Origin of the sequence: Burkholderia sp. AU33545 (genome assembly GCF_020419685.1) — a bacterium.
Classification (GTDB): Bacteria; Pseudomonadota; Gammaproteobacteria; order Burkholderiales; family Burkholderiaceae; genus Burkholderia; species Burkholderia diffusa.
In genome coordinates this window covers 1-20,524 of sequence record NZ_JAIZRQ010000013.1, presented here as the reverse complement: position 1 = coordinate 20,524, position 20,524 = coordinate 1, and the positions used below count along the sequence as shown (strand labels likewise).

The following is a 20,524-nucleotide window of genomic DNA, read 5'->3' as shown; positions in this document are numbered from 1 at the left end:
TTATGGGCGTGACGCTTCCCCTTCCAGCCGCCGCACCGCTTCCGCGACCTCGTTCCTGAAGCGCACGAGCGCCGCTTGTTCCGGCGCGGGCGGCTGCACGGCGGCCCAAAGCATGTCCACGAGCTGGGTGGCCGTCGTTTCCGTATCGAGCTTGCGGTGCCCGAGGATCGCATCCCACAGCACGTGCTCGATCGGCCCGAACACCATCGAGCGCAGCAGGCTCAGCGGCATGTCGCTGCGTACCTGCCCGGCCGCCTGGCCGCGCGCGAGTACGTCCATCAGCGGCGCCGTGTAGCGGCGCTGCAGCGCGGTGAGCTCGTCGCTCAACGCATGCTGCTTCGCCCGCCCCTCCGACAGCACCAGCGCGCACAGCCCGGTGCCGTTCACCAGCATCAGCCGCAGGTGCGTGCGCACGATGAACGCGAACTGCTGCTGCACCGACGCTTCCTGCGGCATCCCGAGTTCGAACGCGGCAATGATTTCGTCATACCAGTCGGCAATCACGCGCGCGCACAGCTCGCGCTTGCCGCGGAAGTAGCTGAACACCGTCGCCTCCGATACGCCGACGCGCTGCGCGATCTCGGCGGCCGTCGCATGCTCGTAACCCTTTTCGGCGAACACTTCACGACCGGCGCGCAGGATGTCCTGCACGCGCTGCTGGGACTTGCGCCCGGCAGGTGCGCGCGACGGCTCGGGGTGGTCGGCTTTGGCGGTGGCGGTCATGGTGTCGGCGGTAGCGGCTGTCATGCTGCAATGATATCTGAGTGTCACTCAAAAAACTATTGACGCCAAGCCGGACGAGGCGCGAAACTGTGCAAAATTTACGCTGTATTGGCTTAATGAATCGACGCATTGATCCGATTTGAGCGACACTCAGAAATCGGCGCGTGCGCCCCACTTTCTGGAGACGGAGGAGACATGATCAACCTGCCCGGTGTGCAATTCATGCTCGGTGAAGACATCGAGATGCTGCGCGACGCCGTCGCGACGTTCGCGGCCAAGGAAATCACGCCGCGCGCGGCGGAAGTCGACCGCACTGACCAGTTTCCGATGGATCTGTGGAAGAAGTTCGGCGATCTCGGCGTGCTCGGCATGACGGTCGCCGAGGAATACGGCGGCGCGAACATGGGCTACACCGCGCACATGGTCGCGATGGAAGAGATTTCGCGCGCCTCGGCGTCGATCGGCTTGTCGTACGGCGCGCACTCGAACCTGTGCGTGAACCAGATCCACCGCAACGGCACCGAGGCGCAGAAGCAGAAATATCTGCCGAAGCTCGTGTCGGGCGAACACATCGGCGCGCTCGCGATGAGCGAGCCGAACGCGGGGTCCGACGTCGTCAGCATGAAGCTGCGCGCGGACAAGCGCGGCGACCGCTACGTGCTCAACGGCACGAAGATGTGGATCACCAACGGCCCCGACTGCGACACGCTCGTCGTCTACGCGAAGACGGACATCGACGCCGGCCCGCGCGGCATCACCGCGTTCATCGTCGAGAAGGGGATGAAGGGCTTCTCGGTCGCGCAGAAGCTCGACAAGCTCGGCATGCGCGGATCGCACACGGGCGAACTCGTGTTCCAGGACGTCGAGGTGCCGGAGGAGAACATCCTCGGCCAGCTCAACGGCGGCGTGAAGGTGCTGATGAGCGGCCTCGACTACGAACGCGCGGTGCTGTCGGGCGGCCCGACGGGCATCATGGCCGCGTGTCTCGACGCGGTGGTGCCGTATATCCACGACCGCAAGCAGTTCGGCCAGTCGATCGGCGAATTCCAGCTGATCCAGGGCAAGGTCGCCGACATGTACACCACGTTCCAGGCGTGCCGCGCGTACCTGTATGCGGTCGGCCGCCATCTCGACTCGGCGGGCAGCGACCACATCCGCCAGGTGCGCAAGGATTGCGCGGGCGTGATCCTCTACACGGCCGAGAAGGCGACGTGGATGGCCGGCGAGGCGATCCAGATCCTTGGTGGCAACGGCTACATCAACGAATACCCGGTCGGCCGCCTGTGGCGCGATGCGAAGCTGTACGAGATCGGCGCCGGCACGAGCGAGATCCGCCGCATGCTGATCGGCCGCGAGCTGTTCGCGGAAACGATGTAACGCCCCACGATACGCGAACGGAGCCCCGTCGATGCCGATCATCGAATCGAAACTGAACCCGCGTTCGGAAGAATTCCGCGCGAACGCCGCGGCGCTGGAGGCGGTCGTCGCCGACCTGCGCGCGAAGATCGAACAGCTCGCGCAAGGCGGCGGCCAGGCCGCGCGCGACAAGCACCTGTCGCGCGGCAAGCTGCTGCCGCGCGAGCGCATCGCGCAGCTGCTCGATCCGGGTGCGCCGTTCCTCGAGCTGTCGCAGCTCGCGGCGAACGGCATGTACAACGACGACGCGCCAGGTGCGGGCGTGATCACCGGGATCGGCCGGATCGCGGGCCGCGAGTGCGTGATCGTATGCAACGACGCGACGGTCAAGGGCGGCACCTACTACCCGATGACGGTCAAGAAGCACGTGCGCGCGCAGGAAATCGCTGCGGAAAACCGGCTGCCGTGCGTGTACCTCGTCGATTCGGGCGGCGCGAACCTGCCGAACCAGGACGACGTGTTTCCCGATCGCGACCACTTCGGCCGCATCTTCTTCAACCAGGCAACGATGTCCGCCGCGGGAATCGCGCAGATCGCGGTCGTGATGGGCTCGTGCACGGCGGGCGGCGCGTATGTGCCGGCGATGAGCGACGAGTCGATCATCGTGAAGAACCAGGGCACGATTTTTCTCGGCGGCCCGCCGCTCGTGAAGGCCGCGACCGGCGAGGAAGTGAGCGCGGAGGATCTCGGCGGCGGCGACGTGCACACGCGCCTGTCGGGCGTGGCCGACCATCTCGCGCAGAACGACGCGCATGCGCTGTCGATCGCGCGCAACATCGTCGATCATCTCGCGCCGAAGATCGCATCGCCAGTGGCGGTGCGCGAACCGAAGCCGCCGCGCTACGACGCGAAGAGCCTGTACGGCGTGATTCCGGTCGACACGCGCAAGCCGTTCGACGTGCGCGAGGTGATCGCGCGCATCGTCGATGATTCGGAGTTCGACGAATTCAAGGCGCGCTTCGGCACGACGCTCGTCACGGGCTTCGCGCACATCTGGGGCCATCCGGTCGGGATCGTCGCGAACAACGGCATCCTGTTCTCCGAATCGGCCGTGAAGGGCGCGCATTTCATCGAGCTGTGCTGCCAGCGCAAGATTCCGCTCGTGTTTCTGCAGAACATCACGGGTTTCATGGTCGGCCGCAAGTACGAGAACGAAGGCATCGCGCGCCATGGCGCGAAGATGGTGACGGCCGTGTCGAACGCGAAGGTGCCGAAGTTCACGGTGATCATCGGCGGCTCGTTCGGCGCGGGCAACTACGGGATGTGCGGCCGCGCATTCGGCCCGCGTTTCCTGTGGATGTGGCCGAACGCGCGGATCTCGGTGATGGGCGGCGAGCAGGCGGCATCGGTGCTCGCGACCGTGCGCCGCGACGGCATCGAGGCGAAGGGCGGTTCGTGGTCGAGCGACGAAGAAGAGGCGTTCAAGCAGCCGATCCGCGACCAGTACGAACGGCAGGGCCATCCGTATTACGCGAGCGCGCGGCTGTGGGACGACGGCGTGATCGATCCCGCGCAGACGCGCGACGTGCTGGGCCTCGGCCTTGCCGCGTCGATGAACGCGCCGATCGACGATACGCGCTTCGGCGTGTTCCGGATGTAACGAGCGAGGGGCGGACGATGCGATACGAAACCATCAAGGTCAACGAAGCAAATCGCGTGGCGACCGTCACGCTCGCGCGGCCCGACGTGCGCAACGCGTTCAACGAGACGACGATCGCAGAGCTCACCACCGCGTTCGAGTGGCTCGATGCGCACGCCGGCGTGCGCGCTGTCGTGCTCGCGGCGGAAGGCGCGGCGTTCTGCGCGGGCGCGGACCTGAACTGGATGAAGAAGATGGCCGGTTACTCGGACGACGAGAATCGCGCCGATGCGCGCAAGCTCGCGCGGATGCTCGAGGCGATCCATCGCTGCGGGAAGCCGGTGATCGCGCGCGTGCACGGCGACGCGTATGCGGGCGGCGTGGGCCTCGTCGCGGCGGCCGACATCGCGATCGCCGCCGAAGGCGCGAAGTTCTGCCTCTCCGAAGCGCGGCTCGGGCTGATTCCGGCAACGATCGCGCCGTACGTCGTGCGCGCGATGGGCGAGCGCGCGGCACGTCGCTACTTCACGACGGCCGAAGTGTTCGACAGCGCGCGCGCCGCGTCGCTCGGCTTCATTCACGATGCCGTGCCGGCCGAGGCGCTCGACGAAACGGTCGCGAAGCTGGCCGCGACGCTCGTCGCGAACGGCCCCGATGCGGTGCGTGCGTGCAAGCGGCTCGTCGCCGACGTGGCCGGCCGGCCGCTCGACGCGACGCTGATCGAGCAGACCGCCGACTGGATCGCGCGGACCCGCGCCGGCGCGGAAGCGCGCGAAGGGATCGCGTCCTTCCTCGAGAAACGCACGCCTTCGTGGCGTGAATGACGGCGTGCCCCTAACTTTCCGGACGACACCGAAGCCATGTTCGACAAGATTCTGATCGCCAACCGCGGCGAAATCGCCTGCCGCGTCGCCGCGACGTGCAAACGTCTCGGGATTGCGAGCGTCGCCGTCTATTCCGACGCGGACGCGAACGCGAAGCACGTCGCAGCGTGCGACGAAGCCGTGCACATCGGCGGCTCGGCGGCCGCGGACAGCTACCTGCGCATCGAGCGCATCATCGAGGCCGCGCGCGCGACCGGCGCGCAGGCCATCCACCCGGGCTACGGTTTCCTGTCGGAGAACGAGGATTTCGCGCACGCGTGCGAAGCGGCCGGCATTGCGTTCATCGGGCCGCCGGTCGACGCGATCGCGGCGATGGGCTCGAAGGCCGCCGCGAAGGCGCTGATGCACGCGGCCGCGGTGCCGCTCGTGCCCGGCTATCACGGCGACGACCAGGATGCAGCCCACCTGCATCGCGAAGCCGACGCAATCGGCTACCCGGTGCTGCTGAAGGCGAGCGCGGGCGGCGGCGGCAAGGGCATGCGCGTGGTCGAGCGCTCCGAGGACTTTCCGGCGGCGCTCGCGTCGTGTCAGCGCGAGGCCGCGAGCAGTTTCGGCAACGATCGCGTGCTGATCGAGAAATACCTGACGCGCCCGCGTCACGTCGAGGTGCAGGTGTTCGGCGACACGCACGGCAACACCGTCTACCTGTTCGACCGCGACTGCTCGGTGCAGCGCCGTCACCAGAAGGTGCTCGAGGAAGCGCCGGCGCCGGGGCTGCATGAAGACGTGCGCCAGGCGATGGGCGAGGCGGCGGTCGCGGCCGCGCGTGCGGTGAATTACGTCGGTGCGGGCACCGTCGAATTCATCATGACGGGCGAAGCGTTCTACTTCATGGAAATGAACACGCGCCTGCAGGTCGAGCATCCGGTCACCGAGATGGTCACGGGACTCGATCTCGTCGAGTGGCAACTGCGCGTCGCATCGGGCGAGCCGCTGCCGCTGCAGCAGGACGAACTGCGCGTGCACGGGCATGCGATCGAGGCGCGTCTCTATGCGGAGAATCCGGCGCGCGGCTTCCTGCCGTCCACCGGCACGCTGAAGCACCTGCGGCTGCCGGAAGGCGTCGAGTTCGCGATCGGCGCGCCAGTGCGCATCGACAGCGGCGTGCGCGAGGGCGACGCGATCACGCCGTTCTACGATCCGATGATCGCGAAGCTGATCGTGCACGGCGCGGACCGCGCGGAAGCGCTCGGCCGGATGCTGCGCGCGCTGCGTGCGTGCGAGGTGGTCGGCCTGCACACGAACGCCGCGTTCCTGCAGCGGATCGTCACCTGCGAGCCGTTCGCGATCGCCGATCTCGACACGGGCCTGATCGAGCGCAATCACGATGCGCTGTTCGCGCCGCAACGGCCGCCGCGCGCCACGCTCGCGCTGGCCTGCGCGGCGCTGCTCGCGCGCGAACGCGACGCGGCCGCACGGCAAGGCGCGTCGCCGTGGCGTGCGCTGCCGGACTGGCGGCTGAACGGCGGCTATCGCCGCACGCTCGAGTGGCATGCGCCCGAACGCGAAGCGGACGTGACGGTCACCTACGAGGACGACGGCGGCAGCACGCGCCTCGCCGCCGGCGACGCGGCCGCGCAGCCGTTCGCATGGGCACGCGGCGCAACGCCGCTCGACTTCGACGTGACGCTCGACGGCGTGCGCAGCAGCGGCCGCGTGTACGCCGACGGCGACAGTTTCCACGTGTTCACGCAGGGTGTCGCCGAGACCTTCGAATGGCGTAACGTGCTCGCGCACGCGGGCGATGCCGAGCATGGCGGCGGCCGCCTCACCGCACCGATGCCCGGCAAGGTGATCGCGGTGCTGGTCGAGCCGGGCCAGAAGGTCGAGGCCGGCACGCCGCTGATCGTGATGGAGGCGATGAAGATGGAGCACACGATCGGCGCGCCGGGCGCGGGCGTCGTCGCCGAAGTGCTGTACGGCGTCGGCGACCAGGTCGCGGATGGCGCGCAGCTGCTGATGATGGCGGAAGGCTGACCGGGGCGTGCGTCGCACACGGGCCGGCGTGGCGCCTCGCGGTGCGACGCCGGCCTTGTCGCATCTGGCGCTGGCGGCGCGCATGGCGTCCCGTGCGGTGCGCCCGGTTGCCAACCCGGGCCGTTGGCACCGCGTATGACCATGCATGACAGTCTGGCGGCCGGCGTTCCGCTAGACTGGCGGATTGCTCGCGCGGCCGCTTGCCCCGCGCTACACTGCGTCCATTCAACTTCCCACCCCGCCGACGATGACGTCTCCTGTCCTGAACGGCCTGCGCATCGGTATCACGATCGGACTGCGCACCCCCGACGAAAGCCTGTGGATCAACGGGATCAAGCAGAACGCGCTGTTTCTCGCGAAGCTGCTGATGGCGTCGCCGCATGGCTACCACGTGACGCTGGTCAACACGACCGACGTGCCGCTGACCGACGCGCTGCCGTGGGATCGCACCGTGTACGACACGCGCGCGTTCGCGGACATGAAGGATGCGCTCGACGTGGTGATCGAACTCGGCGGCCAGATCGACGCCGCGCAGACGGCCTACCTGAAGGCGCGCGGCGCGAAGATCGTCAGCTACTGCTGCGGCGTCGAGTACATCAACGCGATGGAATCGATGCTGTTCGGCCGCCGGTTGTGGGATTCGCTGTTCATCAACCGCGGCTACGACGAGGTGTGGGCGATTCCGCAGATCGCGCCGTCGTCGCTGCCGTTCCTGCAGTCGCTGCGCCGCTGCCCGGGGCGCGTCGTGCCGTTCGTGTGGGATCCGATGTTCCTCGACGCGCGTGCGGCATCGCTGCCCGAGCACGGCGAGTACCGCCCGCGCAGCGAGCCGGGCAAGCGGCTTACGGTGATGGAGCCGAACCACAACGTCGTGAAGTTCTGCGTGTACCCGATGCTGATCATCGACGAAGCGTATCGCCGCGATCCCGATGCGATCTGCTTCACGCACGTGACTAACGCCGACCGGCTCGCGCATGACAGCCCAGAGTTCGTGATGCTGATGAACTACCTGGACATCGTGCGCGCCGGCAAGGCGAGCTTCGTCGGGCGTTTCGACACGCCGCTGTTCCTGGCCGACCTGACCGACATCGTGGTGTCGCATCAATGGTCGAACCCGCTCAACTACTTCTATTTCGACGTGTGCTGGCAGGGCTATCCGCTTGTGCACAACGCGAGCCTCGCACCTGATCTCGGCTACTACTACCCGGACAACGACGTGCAGAAGGGCACGGAAGCGCTGTTGCACGCGCTGCACACGCACGACGACGACTGGCAAGGCTACACGCGGCGCCAGCGCGAGATCCTCGGCCGCTATACGTCGGCGAACCCCGCGCTCGTCGCCGAATACGATGCGCTGCTCGCGAACCTGATCGGCGCGACGGCGGCATAAGGTTGCGCGTTGCCGCATGCCGTCATCCGGATTGACCGCGGGCAATGTCTGAAGAAATGATGCCATTAAAAAAGAAACCGTCGAACCGGGGAGATTCGACGGTTTTTAAGGCACGAATTTGACGGCTCCGAGGGAAGTCCGTCAGAAATTATTTTAGAGGTTAACAAGTAAGAAAGATTGTTAAACATCTTTCAATCGGTGGTCGTCGCGTAATTCGACTCGATATTATCGTCTCAGAATGGTCTGATTAATATTAGAGTATTATCAATATCGTTTGAAACGATCAAATTGAATTCTGCGGAGACCGAATGCACCGTGCCGAGCCATGGCGGCACAACGTGCGGACGGTTGCGGCGAATCCCGGTGTTGGGTCCGGGCAGGATATCGCCGACGGATATTTATCATACAAAACATCAAACATCCGATTTTTGAAACGAGTCTTGCGGTAATCTGAATCGCCGGGCGGGTGGAGAAAATAAGCGATATAGATTGGCGCTTTGCGGGCGATTTTGTGTAATCTGCCGCACTGTTGTCGATGTGCGTGCGTGGTGTATTTTCCGTGTTTGAATATCGTTGACAATATCGGGTTTGACGGCGCACCGAAATAAAAAGTACGCTCCCGGAAAAGATCGAAACAAGAGGATGGGCCGGGTAGGCGGTGGTGCGTGTCGTGGTCGGCACGCGCCATATGAATCGAGAGCGCGGGCCGTCGTCGGCGGTCCGACATTTGCCGGAGCGCCGGATGAATGCGGTCGAACCTCGCCTTGAGGCGAATAGCGTAGCGAATCGGGACGAGATCGATCTCGTGTTCGGCGCGCATGACGATCACCCCGACCTTGCGTCGGTACGCAGTTTCGTCGAAAGCCGGCTCGGATTCGCGCGCGAGCCGGTCTGCCGCGCCGACCTGTCGGGCGGCGTGCTGTATCACGAATGCCTCGCGCGGCTGCGCTGGGGATCGCGCGAGGCGTTGCCGCCGCTCGCGTTCCTGCCGCGCCTCGAATCGCTCGGGCTGATGCGCTGGTTCGACCGGCTCGTGGTGGGCCGGACGATCGACGCGCTGCGTGCCGATCCGAAGGCCGTGTACGGCTGCAATGTCGCGGCGATGAGCGCGGTGGTGGACGACGCGTGGCTGGCCATTTTCAGGCGGCTCGAGCGCGAGCCGTCGGTCGCGGCGCGGCTGGTCGTCGAGATTACCGAGACGGGGCCGCTGAATCCCGTCGCGGGCCGGTCGTTCGTGAACCGGTTTCGCCAGATCGGGTGCCGTGTCGCGATCGACGACTTCGGCGTCGGCTTCAGCGCACTGAACAACCTGGTGGTCGGCAACCCCGATATCGTGAAGCTCGACAGGTCGGTCCTGTCGCTGATCAAGCGCAACGCGATCGGGCGCTACCAGTTTCGCCGGCTGATCGCGTTCGCGCACGAGAGCGCGCGGCACGTCGTCGTCGAAGGCGTGGAGAACGAGATCGACCGGCAGATCATCCTGGATTCCGGTGTCGCCTGGGCACAGGGCATCCGCTTTACATGGCGGTCACCGGCCGCCGCATGACGTCGCGGCGCGGGCGCGGCGTGCCGGCACAGGGCAACGAAGGATCGGAAAGGGGCTTGGGTATGGCGACGACGAAAGCCGGGCATGGAACGGGCACACGGGCGGCCGATGCGTGCGAACTCGTCGCGATCGCCGAACTGGCAGACATGCTGTGGCAGCTCGGCGCCGAATCGACCGATGCGCGGTTCGACGTCGCACCGTATCTCGATGGCCTGAAGGCCGTTGCGCATCGTATTCACCGGATGAAGCCGCTCGACGCCGACGGCTGCGAAATCGCGGCGCGGCACTACTATGCCGGCGTGTTTGCGGGCGCCTGCGGCGACGATTCGGCAATTGCGCGCGGTGTATCCGGCAGCCTCGCTCGGCACGTCGGCCAGGCCAGCCGTGCCGCGCTCCGCTGTTTCGCTGGGCTCGCGCGTATCGGACGCCGGCATGGCCGCCTGTTTGCCACGCACGGCGGCGACGGTGTGCCGCCCTGGCGTCCGCTCGCGCGCCGCGCCTGACCGGCCGATCACGGGCGTGCGGCGCCCGCCAGGCACCCCGTCAGTCTTTTCCGAATTCCCCGAGCACGAGCGCCAGCGCGCGATCGACAGCATCGTCCCATTGGCCCGGATGCGCGGCGCGCACGATCCGGATGCCCGGATACAGCGCGGTACGCGAGCCGGTTTCCCAGCGCGCATCGGCTTTCGGGCTCAGCAGCAGGACCGCGGGCACACCCAGCGCGCCGGCCAGGTGGATGTGCGCGGTACAGGTGGTGACCACGGCATCAATCGCGAGCATCAGCGCGGCCAGATCGCTGAAATCGCCGATCGCGTGATGCGGGAACGTGACCGGCAAATCCGACGGCTCGGCGTGCGCGGCGATGTCGCGGTTGATGCAGTACGCGGCATGGCCATGCAGTCGCGCCAGTGGCGCGAGATCGCGCAGGCTGGCCGCGCGCAGGAAGCGCGCATCGCTTTCGTCGCGGCCGCGCCAGTTGAGGCCGATGCGGCGCGTGCCCGGTGCGTTGCCGTCGCGCGCGACGCGTTCGCGCCAGGCGGTCGCCCGTTCGGGCGGACACGACAGGTACGCGGCCGGCGCGCCGGCCGGTGCAGGCGCATAGCCGAACTGCGCGGCCAGCACCAGGAACGAACACCAGTAGTCGTGCGCAAGCTGCGACGTGTCGACCCACGCGCCGTGCGCGCCGACGAATTCGATGCGCGGGAACGTATGGCGCATCAGACTGGCCAGCGCGGCGGGGACGATGACCGTCACCGCCGCGCAGCCGAGCGCGTCGAGCGTATGCAGGTAACGTGCGTACTGGAGCTGGTCGCCGACACCGCCGTAGCTGATCACGAGCAGCCGCTTGCCGTGCAGCGGCTGGCCGTCGTAAAGCCGTTCGATCGGCAACCCGAACTGCGCGGCGGTCAGCACGTTCTCGCTGGCGATGGTCGCGCGCGCCGCTTCGTCGCGCCGGCCGGCACGCAGCAGCAGCGCCGAGCGCGCGAGTTCGACACGCCCGCGCAGCGCATCGGGCAGCGCGGCCGGGTCGCCGATGCGTTCGAGTGCCGCGAGCCCGGCGTCGGGCGCGCCGGCGAAGCCGTAGCACGACGCGAGCTGGAACGCGATCGCATCGTCGTCGAGGCCCCGGCCGCGCGCGCGCAGCCAGCGGCCGATCGCGTGGCCCCATTCGCAGCGCGCCTCGTGTTCGAGCGCGCGGTTCCAATGCGTTTCGGGCGGGTCGGTCTCGGCGGCCGCGACGGCATTCGCGTCGTCATGTGCGCGAGCGGATGCACCGCCGATCGGCTCGCCCGAGATGAACAGGCGCTGCCGGTCCCAGCGCGGGTTCGGCACGCACAGCAGATTCGGTCCGTCGAGCCGGTAGAACGTGTAATCGAGGCCGGCGAACGTATCGATGACGCGTGCGTCATCCGCGTCCCGGTATGCGATCCAGCACCACGGCAGATGTGTTTCGATCGACTGGCGTGCACCGTGCAGCGCGTCGATCTCCATTCCATCGATGTCGAGCTTCAGGAAATCGAGGCGCGGCAGGCCAAGCGAATCGAGCCTGACCGTCGGGGCCGGCGTGCCGTCGGCCGCGGGCGCGTCGACATGTGCGGCCGGTTCGGCGTCGGCGGGCCGTTCGTCGTCGACGTCGGGCACCGTCATCGTGCCGTTGCGGCTCGCGAGCCCCATGTTCAGCAGATGAAGGTTGTGGATCTGGTTGAGCGCGACGGTGCCGCCGAGCGCGTGGAACAGCGTGCGCCGCGGCTCGAACGCATGAACGTGGCCGCCGCGTTCGCGCAAGCGCTGCGCGATCGGCACGCAGACAAGTCCCGCATTCGCCCCGCCGTCCACCGCGATCGCGCCGTCGGGCAACTGGTCGATCACCTGCATGATCGTGTCGAGCTCGGCCTGGTTGTGCGGCCGGCCGGTCTTGATCAGCGCGTCGGCCTGCCGTGTGTTGCGCCGGTCGATGACGAACGGGCCGTGGATCGAATCGATCACGACGAAGTTGCGGACGGTTTGCTTCATGAGCCGATGGCCGACGGATGCGCTCAGCCGAGCGCGCGCCCGGCGAACAGACGCTGGATCTGCTCGGAATACGCGCGGACGTTGTGGTCGGCGAGCGTGTCGACCTGCTGCAGACAGCGGCGGGCCGCTGCGGCGTAATCGTCGAGCCGCGCGTCGTGTGTTTGCGCGGCGGTCGCGATCGCGCGCGCCGCGTCGAAGATCTCGAAGTCCGGGTAGTAATAGCCGACGTCGCGCAGGAACGGCGAGTTGTGCACGAGCGGGTAGTTGCCGTACAGCGCGTCGTACAGCAGGTAGTTCAGGCCGTTTTCCCAGTGGTGCGACACGACGATGTCGGTGTGATGCGCGGCCCACGCGACGAACGGCGCGCGCACATCGGCCGTCGCCTTGCCGTCGCGCACCATCTCGAGCCCGAGCGCGAGATGCTTGAAGGCGACGTTTTCCTTCTTGTCGAACGTGTTGGTCATGTACACGTGCTCGACGAGCTCCGGGTGCTCGACGTAGCACGCGTTCGCGGCCAGCATCGGCACGATCGAACTCTTCACGACGTTCAGGTTCGGTTCGAAGAACGCGATGCGCTTGGCCGGGCCGTGATTGCGGTAGCCGAAGCGCGCCTTCAGTTCGGGATCGGCGTCGAGGCTGCGTTCGATGAAGTACGGCGACCAGATGTGCGGCAGTTCGATCACCGGTGCGCGATACACGGCCTGGAAGTAGGCCGCGCACGTGTGCATGTGCTGCGGGTTGGTCCAGATCTCGTCGAATTGCACGCGGTTCGGGTTCGGCCGCCAGTTGTTCTTCTCGAAGTTGATCGTCTCGACCGCGATTACGTAGTCATTGCCGAAGCGGTACGACACGCACTTGCCGCCGCGCTGGCGCACCGCGTCCGTGTGTGACGGATCGATGAACGCGTTCATCTCGATCAGCAGGTCGGTCTGGTGGACGATAGACGACAGCGGCCGCAGCGCGTCGCCGAATGCGTCCATCATCAGCGCCTGCGGGTAGTCGGTGATGCCGTCGTCGTGCGCGAGCCACACTTCGCCGATCAGCGGCGAGCGTTTCAGCAGCATGTACAGGTACACGCAATGCTGGTTCGCGCCGTTGTACCAGATCGACTGCGTCGCGTCGCGCTGAACGTTCATCGTAATCGCGACATTGATTTTCATCGGCTGCTCCGGGCGGACGGTGCGCGGTTCAAGGCGTGTAGTTCTGCGACTGGCGCGGCACGTAGCCGGTCAGGTGCCAGCGGCCGTCGTCGTCGAGGCGAAAGCTCAGCTTTTCGTACACGGTCGTCCCGGTCGTGAGCGTCGTCGCATAGTCGACATTCGCATAAAGCCCGTCGGGAGTCGTCGATGAATTCGAGTAGCGAATCCGCGTGATCTGTGCCCAGCCGCGATGGCTGACCATGCCGACCGACTGGCGCGCGCGCTGCATGTCCAGGGCGAACTGCTCCTGCTTGATGTGCGCCTTCACGAACGCGGCGGAGTCGTTCCACACCGCGCTGTACTGGCCGGCATCGAGCTGTTTGAAGACCGCATCGGCATCGCGCAGCAGCGCGTCGGCCGATTCGCCGCCGGATTGCGCGTGCGCACCGATCGCAATCGACGCGATGGCGCAGCCGATCAGCCATTTCGTGCGGGAGAGGGGCGGGTATGCATTCATGTCGGAGTCCGGAGGAGGCGGCGCGTCATGCGTCGCGATAGAGCGAGGCGATCGCGTCGGAATATGCGGCGACGTTGTCGGGGTTGTAGATGCTGACCGAGTCGAGCACGTGCTTCGATTGCTCGCGGTATGCGTCGAGGTTCGCATCGTGCTCGGCGAACGCCTGCAGCAGCGCGCGGCCGCCGGCCTGGCAATCGAAGTCCGGATAGAAATACCCGGCCTTGCCGAGGAACGGCGAGTTGTGGATCAGCGGATAGTCGCCGTACAGCAGTTCGTAGTACAGGTAGTTCTGCGCGTTTTCCCACGTGTGCGATACCACCGCGTCGCCGTAGGCGGCCATGAACTCGTACACCGCATAGCGGCTTTCGAACGTCGTGATCCCGTGGTTGACGATGTCGAGGCTCTTCGCGAAGTGGACGAACGTCGCGTGTTCCTTCAGGTGCAGCGTGTTGCACACGCGCACGAACTCGAGGAATTCGGGCTTCGCGCGATACGCCTCCTCGGTCACCAGCATCGGGATGATGCTCGTCTTCACCATGCAGATGTTCGGCTCGAACATCGTCACGCGCCAGCGCGGCTTGCCCGGTTGGTAGCCGAACGACAAACCGGCGCCGAGCGTCGCGCGTGCCTTGTCGAACAGCATCGGATGCCAGATGTGCGGCACGATCGTCACCGGCGCGCGCAGGCCCGTCTGGTAATAGTGCAGGCATGAGCGCTCGAATTCCGGAATCGTCCATACCGCGTCGTACGGCGCGCCCGAGAATAGGAAGCCCGACGGCTTGTCGAACATCGCCCGCTCGATGTCGATCACGTAGTCGTTGCCGACCCGCATCGTGACGACCTTGCCGCCGCGGTCGCTGAACGCGCGCAGGTAGTCGGCGCCGAACTGCGCGCTCATTTCGATCAGCACGTCGCAGCGCTCCAGCGCTTCGTCCATCGACAGGAGCGGCACGTCCCATTCGCCGAGCATCATCTGCGGATCGGCGAGCTGTTCGCCGCCGTTCACCATCACGGCTTCCGCGACGAGCGGCGACTGGCGTAGCAGCAGGATCAGCAGCAGGCAGTTCTGGAAGATGCCGTTTTCCCATAGCGACTGGCCGGCGCCGCGCACGAACAGCGATACGCCGACGACGAGACGCTTGCCCTCACCGGGCGCTCGACGGGCTTTGGAGTCCGACATGCGTATGCTCCGGTTCAGGCGACCAGGCGCGCGACGAACGCGTCCAGGTTCGCGGGGTTATCGATCGAGACCGACTGCAGCAGCCGGTCGGCTTTCGCACGATAGTCGTCGAGCCGCTCGTCGTGATGCAGCCATGCATCGCGCAGCGCCTGGCCACCGCCGGCGGAATCGAAATCCGGGTAGTAGTAGCCGGCGTCGCCGAGCAGCGTCGAGTTGTGGATCAGCGGATAGCCGCCGTACAGCACGTCGTAGTACAGATAGTTCTGCGCGTTTTCCCAGTGGTGGGACACGACGGCGTCCGCATGGCGCGCCATGAAGCCCGGCAGGTCGATGCGCGGCTCGAACGTCGCCTTGTGCTGGCGCACGAGGTCGAGGCTGTTCGCGAAGTGCACGAACGTCGGATGTGCCTTCATCTGTATCGAGTTGACGACGAACAGGTGCTGCACCGCGTCCGGTTGTGCGCGGTAGAACTCGTCGCACGCGAGCATCGGGTAGTGGCACGACTTCACGACCGAGATGTTCGGCTCGAGCGTGGCGAGATTCCATGGACGACGGCCCGGCCGATAGCCGAACGTCAGGCCTTCGCTCGCCAGCGCGGCGATGCGGCGATCGAGGAAGTACGGCGACCAGATGTGCGGCATCAGGTGCACTGGCGCACGCAACAGGGTTTGCAGCATCGGCGCACCGGTCTTCGCGTACTGCGGCAGCAGCCATACCTCGTCGAACGGCGCACCGTTGAAAACGTGTCCCGACGGCTTGCCGAAGATCGGCGTTTCGCATACGCCGGCATATACGTGGCCGCAGAAGAACGCAGCGATCTTCTTGCCGAGTGCCTTCATGTGCCTGAGCCATTCGACCGGCAGTTGCGCGCCCATTTCGATCACGACGTCGAGTTCGTGCGTGACGTCGGCAGGCTTCACGAGCGGCACGTCGAGACCGTCGAGGTCGAGGCCGGTCGGCAGTGCGTTGGCGTCGCCGCCATTCAGGAAATAGACGGGGCCGACGCGATCGGAGCGCTTGAGCATCATCGCGAGGAACGCGATGTTCTGGTGAATGCCGTTTTCCCAGATCGCCTGGCCGTCCCGCGCAAACAGCGAGATGCCGACGGCCGGCCGTTGCTTGCGGGTGCCGCTCGAGGCGGCTTGATTGATGTCCGTCACCGGTTGGTTTCCTCTGCGGCGTCGTGTGTCCGGCCGTGGCCGCGAAACGGCGCGCCGTGGATTGTCGTGGTCGCGTTCGCGCCGGCGCGCACTGGAATGCGCGTCGAGCGGCGTGGATCGCGATGCGGCCGCCGGATTCCGGAATGTCGTCGGGCGCGTCTGGCACCGCACGCGACGCGGGCGGAACGCCACGGCAGCTGTGTGCGGCGATTGTGGCACGGAAGGTGCCGTTTTGTGGAGGGGGCTGACGAACTTTGACATAGCCGCCGGCGCGGTAGCCGGGGCTCCGGCGAAGCGGGGGCGACGGGGGCAGCAAGGTGCCGGCGGGGCAACTGCGCCCTGCCGGTGAGGGCCGTCACGAGCAGGCGCAGGGGAGCACACGAGCCCGCGACGGCCGGCTGCTCAGCGCTGCAGCGAGATCTCGACGCGGCGGTTGCTCGCGCGGCCTTCGGCCGTCGCGTTGGACGCGACCGGGTCGGCGCTGCCGCGGCCCGTGACCGATACGGACTGCGCTTTCAGCCCGTGCGCCTTCAGGTAGCTTGCGACGGTTTCCGCGCGGCGCTTCGACAGCGCGAGATTGGCGGCGTCGCTGCCGACCGAATCCGTATGGCCGGTGACCGTCACCTGCGTGTACGTGCGGTCTTCGCGCTCGCTCAACAGCTTGTCGAGCGACGCGCGCGCGGCCGGCGTGAGCGTGGCCAGGCCCGTCGCGAACAGCGCGTCGCCCGCGAGGTTCACATGTTCGACCGCGGCGGGCGCGGGCGCCGGCTCGACGGCCGACGCCGCTGCGGCCGGCGCGGCACCGCACTGGAATACGAGCGTCGCGGGATCCGAGCCGTCGCGCAGCGCACGGGCCGAGTCGACGGTGCGCACCGGCTGGTCGCCGCAGATCTTGCGAGCAGCCTTCATGCAAGTCTGCGGGCCGGACAGCAGGCCGTGGCAGTCCACCTGGAAGGTGCGCGCGCCGTCGCGCGGCTGCAGTTCGGATGCGCTGAAGGTCGGGCCGGATGCGGTCGAGCACGCGGCGAGGGCCGTCGCGGAAAGCGCGAGCGCAAGAGCGAGTTTGTTCACGATTACGTCCTCAATGCCTGGGTTGACTGAAGCCCGCCACGCGTTGCGCAGCGGGCTCGTCCTGCCGTCGGGGCCGCCCGGTGCCGTCCGGCTCGTGAGCCGGCGGCGTGGCGGCGCGACGGGTTACTTCCACTGGTACAGCATGCCGGCGCCGATCACCTTCTGACCGCCGCTGAAGCCGCCGTTGATCGACGCCTTCAGGTTCTCCGTGATGCGCGCCTGCATGTTGACCGCCATCGCCTTCTGACCCAGGAACGACGCGGTGCCGACACCCATCCCGAAGTTGGCGTCGCGATCGAGCTGCGGGATCGACGCCATCGCGCCGACGGCCGCGATACCCTGCTTCGCCATCTGGTCGGTCTGCTGCAGTTGCGAACCCAGCGAGTTGATCTGCGCCTGCTGGCCCGACAGTGCCGTCGACAGTGTCGTCTGCACCTGCGTCAGCTGGTTCACGTTCACCGCGTCCGTGCCTTGCGTACCCGGCGCGACGTTCGTGATCTGGCGCTGCTGCGTGTCGCTGCCGACCGACACCACGTTCGAACGGCCGCCGTCGTTCGAATTCGCGCCGATCGCCACCGAGTTCGAGCCGGCGGTGACCGTCGGCCGGTCGGAGCCGGTGCCGTTCATGTCGGCCGCGACGGCGGTGTTGTTCACCGATCGCGTCGTGTTGTTGTTGATCGTGGTCGACAACTGGCTCACCTGATCGCCGAGATTCGTCACGCCGGTCGACAGCGAGGCCACCGTGCTGTTCGTCGTGCTCAGGCCGGTCGACAGCGAGCCGATGCCGGTCGACGTCGACGTGGACAGCGACGTGAGGTTGCTGTTCGTCGAACTGAGGCCCGTCGACAGCGAGTTGATCGCCGTCGAGGTCGACGTGGACAGCGACGTCAGCGAACTGTTGGTCGAGCTCAAGCCCGTGGACAGCGAACCGATGCCGGTCGACAGCGACGAGATGTTCGACGCGGTCGACGTGGACAGGCTGTTGACCGCCTGGTTCGTCGCGTTGAGCTGGCTGCCGTTTATCGCGTCCGTGCTGGTGGCCGATACCTGGCCTGCCGCGACGTTCGTGATCTGACGGGTGGCGCCCGTGGCTGCGTCGCCGACGCTGACCACGCCTACCGGCGAGGTGCCCGCGAAGAAGTACGTGACGCCGCCGATCGTGGCGCTCGACGTGCCCACCGCGGTACCCGTGACCGAGTTCGCGCCGAGCGCGATCGAGTTCGCGACGTTGGCTTGCGCGTTCGTGCCGAAGGCGAGCGCGTCGGCGGCGGTGGCCGACGCACCCGAACCGTAGGCCTGGGCGCCGGTTGCGCTTGCGACAGCCTTGTTGCCCAGCGCGATCGTGTTGTCCGCGGTGGCCTGGTTCGAGTTGCCGAGGGCGAGCGCGCTGTTGCCGGTGGCCGTGTTCGCGTTGCCGAGCGCCACTGCGCCGGTGCCGGTCGCCGTGTCGTTCGAGCCCATCGCCACCGCGCCGGTGCCCGTTGCGATGCTCGGGTCGCCGATCGCGACCGCGCCGTCGCCGCTCGCCGTGTTGCCGGAGCCGATCGACACCGCCTTGCCGCCAGTGGCCGATGCGTTCTGGCCGATGGCGACCGCGCCGGTCGATGCCGCGTTCGAGCCGTCGCCGACCGCGACGCTGCTGGCGCCTGCTGCGCTGGCGTTCACGCCGGCTGCGAGCGAGTTGACGCCCGTCGCGCCGTTGTTGGCGTAGTTGCCTTGCTGCGTGCCGTTGTCGTTGACGCTGTAGTAGTGCGTCTTCGCGGCTTCGATCGCGGTCGACGTCGAGGTGGACAGCGACGTGATCGAGCTGGTTGCCGACGACAGGCCCGTCGAGGTCGACGTGGACAGCGACAGGATCGTGCTGGTGGCCGTCGAGAGACCGGTCGACGTGGAAGTCGACAGCGAACTGATCGAGCTGGTTGCCGACGACAGGCCGGTCGAGGTCGAAGTCGACAGCGAGCTGATCGAGCTCGTCGCCGACGAGAGGCCGGTGGACGTCGAAGTCGAGAGCGACGCCACCGAGCTGTCGGTCGAGCTCAGGCCCGTGGACAGCGACGTGACGCTGCTTGCGGTCGACGTGGACAGCGACGTGAGCGAGCTGTTGGTCGAGCTGAGGCTGGTGGACAGCGAGCCGATCGAGCTGGTCGCGGACGACAGGCCGGTCGAGGTCGACGTGGACAGCGACGAAATCGAGCTGGTTGCCGACGAGAGGCCGGTCGACGTGGAAGTCGACAGCGATGCGACCGAGCTATCGGTCGAGCTCAGACCCGTGGACAACGAGTTGATGCCGGTCGAAGTCGACGTGGACAGCGACGAGATCGAGCTGGTTGCCGACGAGAGACCAGTCGACGTGGAGGTCGAGAGCGAAGCCACCGAGCTGTCGGTCGAGCTCAGACCCGTGGACAACGAGTTGATGCCGGTCGAAGTCGACGTGGACAGCGACGAGATCGAGCTGGTTGCCGACGAGAGACCCGTCGACGTGGAGGTCGACAGCGATGCCACCGAGCTATCGGTCGAGCTGAGGCCCGTGGACAGCGAGCTGATGCCGGTCGAGGTCGACGTGGACAGCGAGCTGATCGAGCTGGTTGCCGACGACAGACCGGTCGACGTGGAAGTCGACAGCGAAGCCACCGAGCTGTCGGTCGAGCTGAGGCCGGTCGACAGCGAGCTGATGCCGGTCGAAGTCGACGTGGACAGCGAGCTGATCGAGCTAGTTGCCGACGAAAGACCGGTCGACGTGGAAGTCGACAGCGAAGCCACCGAGCTGTCGGTCGAGCTCAGACCCGTGGACAACGAGTTAATGCCGGTCGAAGTCGACGTGGACAGCGACGAGATCGAGCTGGTTGCCGACGAAAGGCCGGTCGACGTGGAGGTCGAGAGCGAAGCCACCGAGCTGTCGGTCGAGCTCAGACCCGTGGACAACGAGCTGATGCCGGTCGAGGTCGACGTGGACAGCGACGAAATCGAGCTGGTTGCCGACGACAGGCCGGTCGACGTGGAGGTCGACAGCGATGCCACCGAGCTGTCGGTCGAGCTCAGACCCGTGGACAGCGAGCTGATACCGGTCGAAGTCGACGTGGACAGCGACGAGATCGAGCTGGTTGCCGACGACAGGCCGGTCGACGTGGAGGTCGACAGCGATGCCACCGAGCTGTCGGTCGAGCTCAGACCCGTGGACAACGAGTTGATGCCGGTCGACGTGGAAGTCGACAGCGAAGCCACCGAGCTGTCGGTCGAGCTGAGCCCCGTGGACAACGAGCTGATGCCGGTCGAGGTCGACGTGGACAGCGAGCTGATGGAGCTGGTTGCCGACGAGAGGCCCGTCGACGTGGAGGTCGACAGCGAAGCCACCGAGCTATCGGTCGAGCTCAGACCCGTGGACAGCGAGCTGATGCCGGTCGAGGTCGACGTGGACAGCGAACCTGTCT

At 66.7% G+C, this 20,524-nt stretch carries 16 protein-coding genes; 7 read left to right on the top strand and 9 right to left on the bottom strand.

Going from position 1 to position 20,524, the window contains the following annotated elements:
- Positions 1-747, bottom strand: a complete 747-nt coding sequence (locus tag LGM71_RS32380) for a TetR/AcrR family transcriptional regulator (protein WP_059599719.1) — start codon at positions 745-747, stop codon at positions 1-3.
- Positions 748-918: 171 nt separating this feature from the next.
- On the opposite strand from LGM71_RS32380, the gene LGM71_RS32375 reads away from it, so the two are divergent.
- The 5 genes from LGM71_RS32375 to LGM71_RS32355 all read left to right on the top strand — a co-directional run bounded on the left by LGM71_RS32375 (position 919) and on the right by LGM71_RS32355 (position 7,969).
- Positions 919-2,100, top strand: coding sequence for an isovaleryl-CoA dehydrogenase (locus tag LGM71_RS32375; RefSeq protein ID WP_059599720.1), 1,182 nt, complete (start codon positions 919-921; stop codon positions 2,098-2,100).
- A gap of 31 nt (positions 2,101-2,131) precedes the next feature.
- Positions 2,132-3,739, top strand: coding sequence for a carboxyl transferase domain-containing protein (locus tag LGM71_RS32370; protein ID WP_151050990.1), 1,608 nt, complete (start codon positions 2,132-2,134; stop codon positions 3,737-3,739).
- Positions 3,740-3,756: 17 nt separating this feature from the next.
- Positions 3,757-4,542: an enoyl-CoA hydratase/isomerase family protein gene (locus tag LGM71_RS32365; RefSeq protein WP_124629762.1), complete on the top strand. Its 786-nt coding sequence runs from the start codon at positions 3,757-3,759 to the stop codon at positions 4,540-4,542.
- Positions 4,543-4,578: 36 nt separating this feature from the next.
- Positions 4,579-6,579, top strand: a complete 2,001-nt coding sequence (locus LGM71_RS32360; RefSeq protein ID WP_226118567.1) for an acetyl/propionyl/methylcrotonyl-CoA carboxylase subunit alpha — start codon at positions 4,579-4,581, stop codon at positions 6,577-6,579.
- Positions 6,580-6,826: 247 nt separating this feature from the next.
- Positions 6,827-7,969, top strand: coding sequence for a DUF2827 domain-containing protein (locus LGM71_RS32355; protein WP_059599724.1), 1,143 nt, complete (start codon positions 6,827-6,829; stop codon positions 7,967-7,969).
- Positions 7,970-8,252: 283 nt separating this feature from the next.
- Here LGM71_RS32355 and LGM71_RS32350 read toward each other — a convergent pair whose 3' ends face one another.
- Entirely contained in the window at positions 8,253-8,789 is a 537-nt protein-coding gene (locus LGM71_RS32350) for a hypothetical protein (protein WP_226118636.1), read from the bottom strand.
- On the opposite strand from LGM71_RS32350, the gene LGM71_RS32345 reads away from it, so the two are divergent.
- Together LGM71_RS32345 and LGM71_RS32340 are read left to right on the top strand one after the other, a co-directional pair.
- Positions 8,712-9,515: an EAL domain-containing protein gene (locus tag LGM71_RS32345; RefSeq protein WP_059599725.1), complete on the top strand. Its 804-nt coding sequence runs from the start codon at positions 8,712-8,714 to the stop codon at positions 9,513-9,515. The genes LGM71_RS32350 and LGM71_RS32345 overlap by 78 nt on opposite strands.
- A 62-nt stretch (positions 9,516-9,577) precedes the next feature.
- Entirely contained in the window at positions 9,578-10,018 is a 441-nt protein-coding gene (locus tag LGM71_RS32340; RefSeq protein WP_226118565.1) for a hypothetical protein, read from the top strand.
- A gap of 40 nt (positions 10,019-10,058) precedes the next feature.
- Here the strand turns inward: LGM71_RS32340 and LGM71_RS32335 are convergent, their stop codons facing one another.
- From LGM71_RS32335 to LGM71_RS32305, 7 genes are all read right to left on the bottom strand, one after another.
- Positions 10,059-12,029 (bottom strand): FkbM family methyltransferase, encoded by a 1,971-nt coding sequence (locus LGM71_RS32335; RefSeq protein WP_226118563.1) that lies wholly within the window; start codon positions 12,027-12,029, stop codon positions 10,059-10,061.
- A gap of 23 nt (positions 12,030-12,052) precedes the next feature.
- Positions 12,053-13,189 carry a DUF2827 family protein gene (locus LGM71_RS32330; RefSeq protein ID WP_059532471.1) on the bottom strand — a complete coding sequence of 379 codons (1,137 nt, stop codon included), beginning with the start codon at positions 13,187-13,189 and terminating at the stop codon, positions 12,053-12,055.
- A 28-nt stretch (positions 13,190-13,217) separates the two neighbouring features.
- Positions 13,218-13,685 (bottom strand): DUF4019 domain-containing protein, encoded by a 468-nt coding sequence (locus LGM71_RS32325; protein ID WP_226118561.1) that lies wholly within the window; start codon positions 13,683-13,685, stop codon positions 13,218-13,220.
- Positions 13,686-13,710: 25 nt separating this feature from the next.
- Positions 13,711-14,865, bottom strand: coding sequence for a DUF2827 domain-containing protein (locus LGM71_RS32320; RefSeq protein WP_124906270.1), 1,155 nt, complete (start codon positions 14,863-14,865; stop codon positions 13,711-13,713).
- Positions 14,866-14,879: 14 nt separating this feature from the next.
- On the bottom strand, positions 14,880-16,025 hold the full coding sequence (locus LGM71_RS32315) for a DUF2827 domain-containing protein (protein ID WP_174913350.1): 1,146 nt from the start codon (positions 16,023-16,025) through the stop codon (positions 14,880-14,882).
- 402 nt (positions 16,026-16,427) lie between these two features.
- Complete coding sequence (locus tag LGM71_RS32310; protein ID WP_226118559.1) at positions 16,428-17,096, bottom strand: OmpA family protein; 669 nt, start codon at positions 17,094-17,096, stop codon at positions 16,428-16,430.
- Positions 17,097-17,219: 123 nt separating this feature from the next.
- Positions 17,220-20,524: YadA family autotransporter adhesin (locus tag LGM71_RS32305; RefSeq protein ID WP_226118557.1), on the bottom strand; the 3,305-nt coding region annotated here is incomplete at its 5' end.

Bases quoted from the DNA above. Each gene is read 5' to 3' on its own strand.
- LGM71_RS32335 (WP_226118563.1), bottom strand. From the start codon at position 12,029: ATGAAGCAAACCGTCCGCAACTTCGTCGTGATCGATTCGATCCACGGC.
- LGM71_RS32355 (WP_059599724.1), top strand. From the start codon at position 6,827: ATGACGTCTCCTGTCCTGAACGGCCTGCGCATCGGTATCACGATCGGA.
- LGM71_RS32325 (WP_226118561.1), bottom strand. From the start codon at position 13,685: ATGAATGCATACCCGCCCCTCTCCCGCACGAAATGGCTGATCGGCTGC.
- LGM71_RS32375 (WP_059599720.1), top strand. From the start codon at position 919: ATGATCAACCTGCCCGGTGTGCAATTCATGCTCGGTGAAGACATCGAG.
- LGM71_RS32370 (WP_151050990.1), top strand. From the start codon at position 2,132: ATGCCGATCATCGAATCGAAACTGAACCCGCGTTCGGAAGAATTCCGC.
- LGM71_RS32350 (WP_226118636.1), bottom strand. From the start codon at position 8,789: ATGCGCGCCGAACACGAGATCGATCTCGTCCCGATTCGCTACGCTATT.
- LGM71_RS32365 (WP_124629762.1), top strand. From the start codon at position 3,757: ATGCGATACGAAACCATCAAGGTCAACGAAGCAAATCGCGTGGCGACC.
- LGM71_RS32345 (WP_059599725.1), top strand. From the start codon at position 8,712: ATGAATGCGGTCGAACCTCGCCTTGAGGCGAATAGCGTAGCGAATCGG.
- LGM71_RS32340 (WP_226118565.1), top strand. From the start codon at position 9,578: ATGGCGACGACGAAAGCCGGGCATGGAACGGGCACACGGGCGGCCGAT.
- LGM71_RS32360 (WP_226118567.1), top strand. From the start codon at position 4,579: ATGTTCGACAAGATTCTGATCGCCAACCGCGGCGAAATCGCCTGCCGC.
- LGM71_RS32330 (WP_059532471.1), bottom strand. From the start codon at position 13,189: ATGAAAATCAATGTCGCGATTACGATGAACGTTCAGCGCGACGCGACG.
- LGM71_RS32320 (WP_124906270.1), bottom strand. From the start codon at position 14,865: ATGTCGGACTCCAAAGCCCGTCGAGCGCCCGGTGAGGGCAAGCGTCTC.
- LGM71_RS32380 (WP_059599719.1), bottom strand. From the start codon at position 747: ATGACAGCCGCTACCGCCGACACCATGACCGCCACCGCCAAAGCCGAC.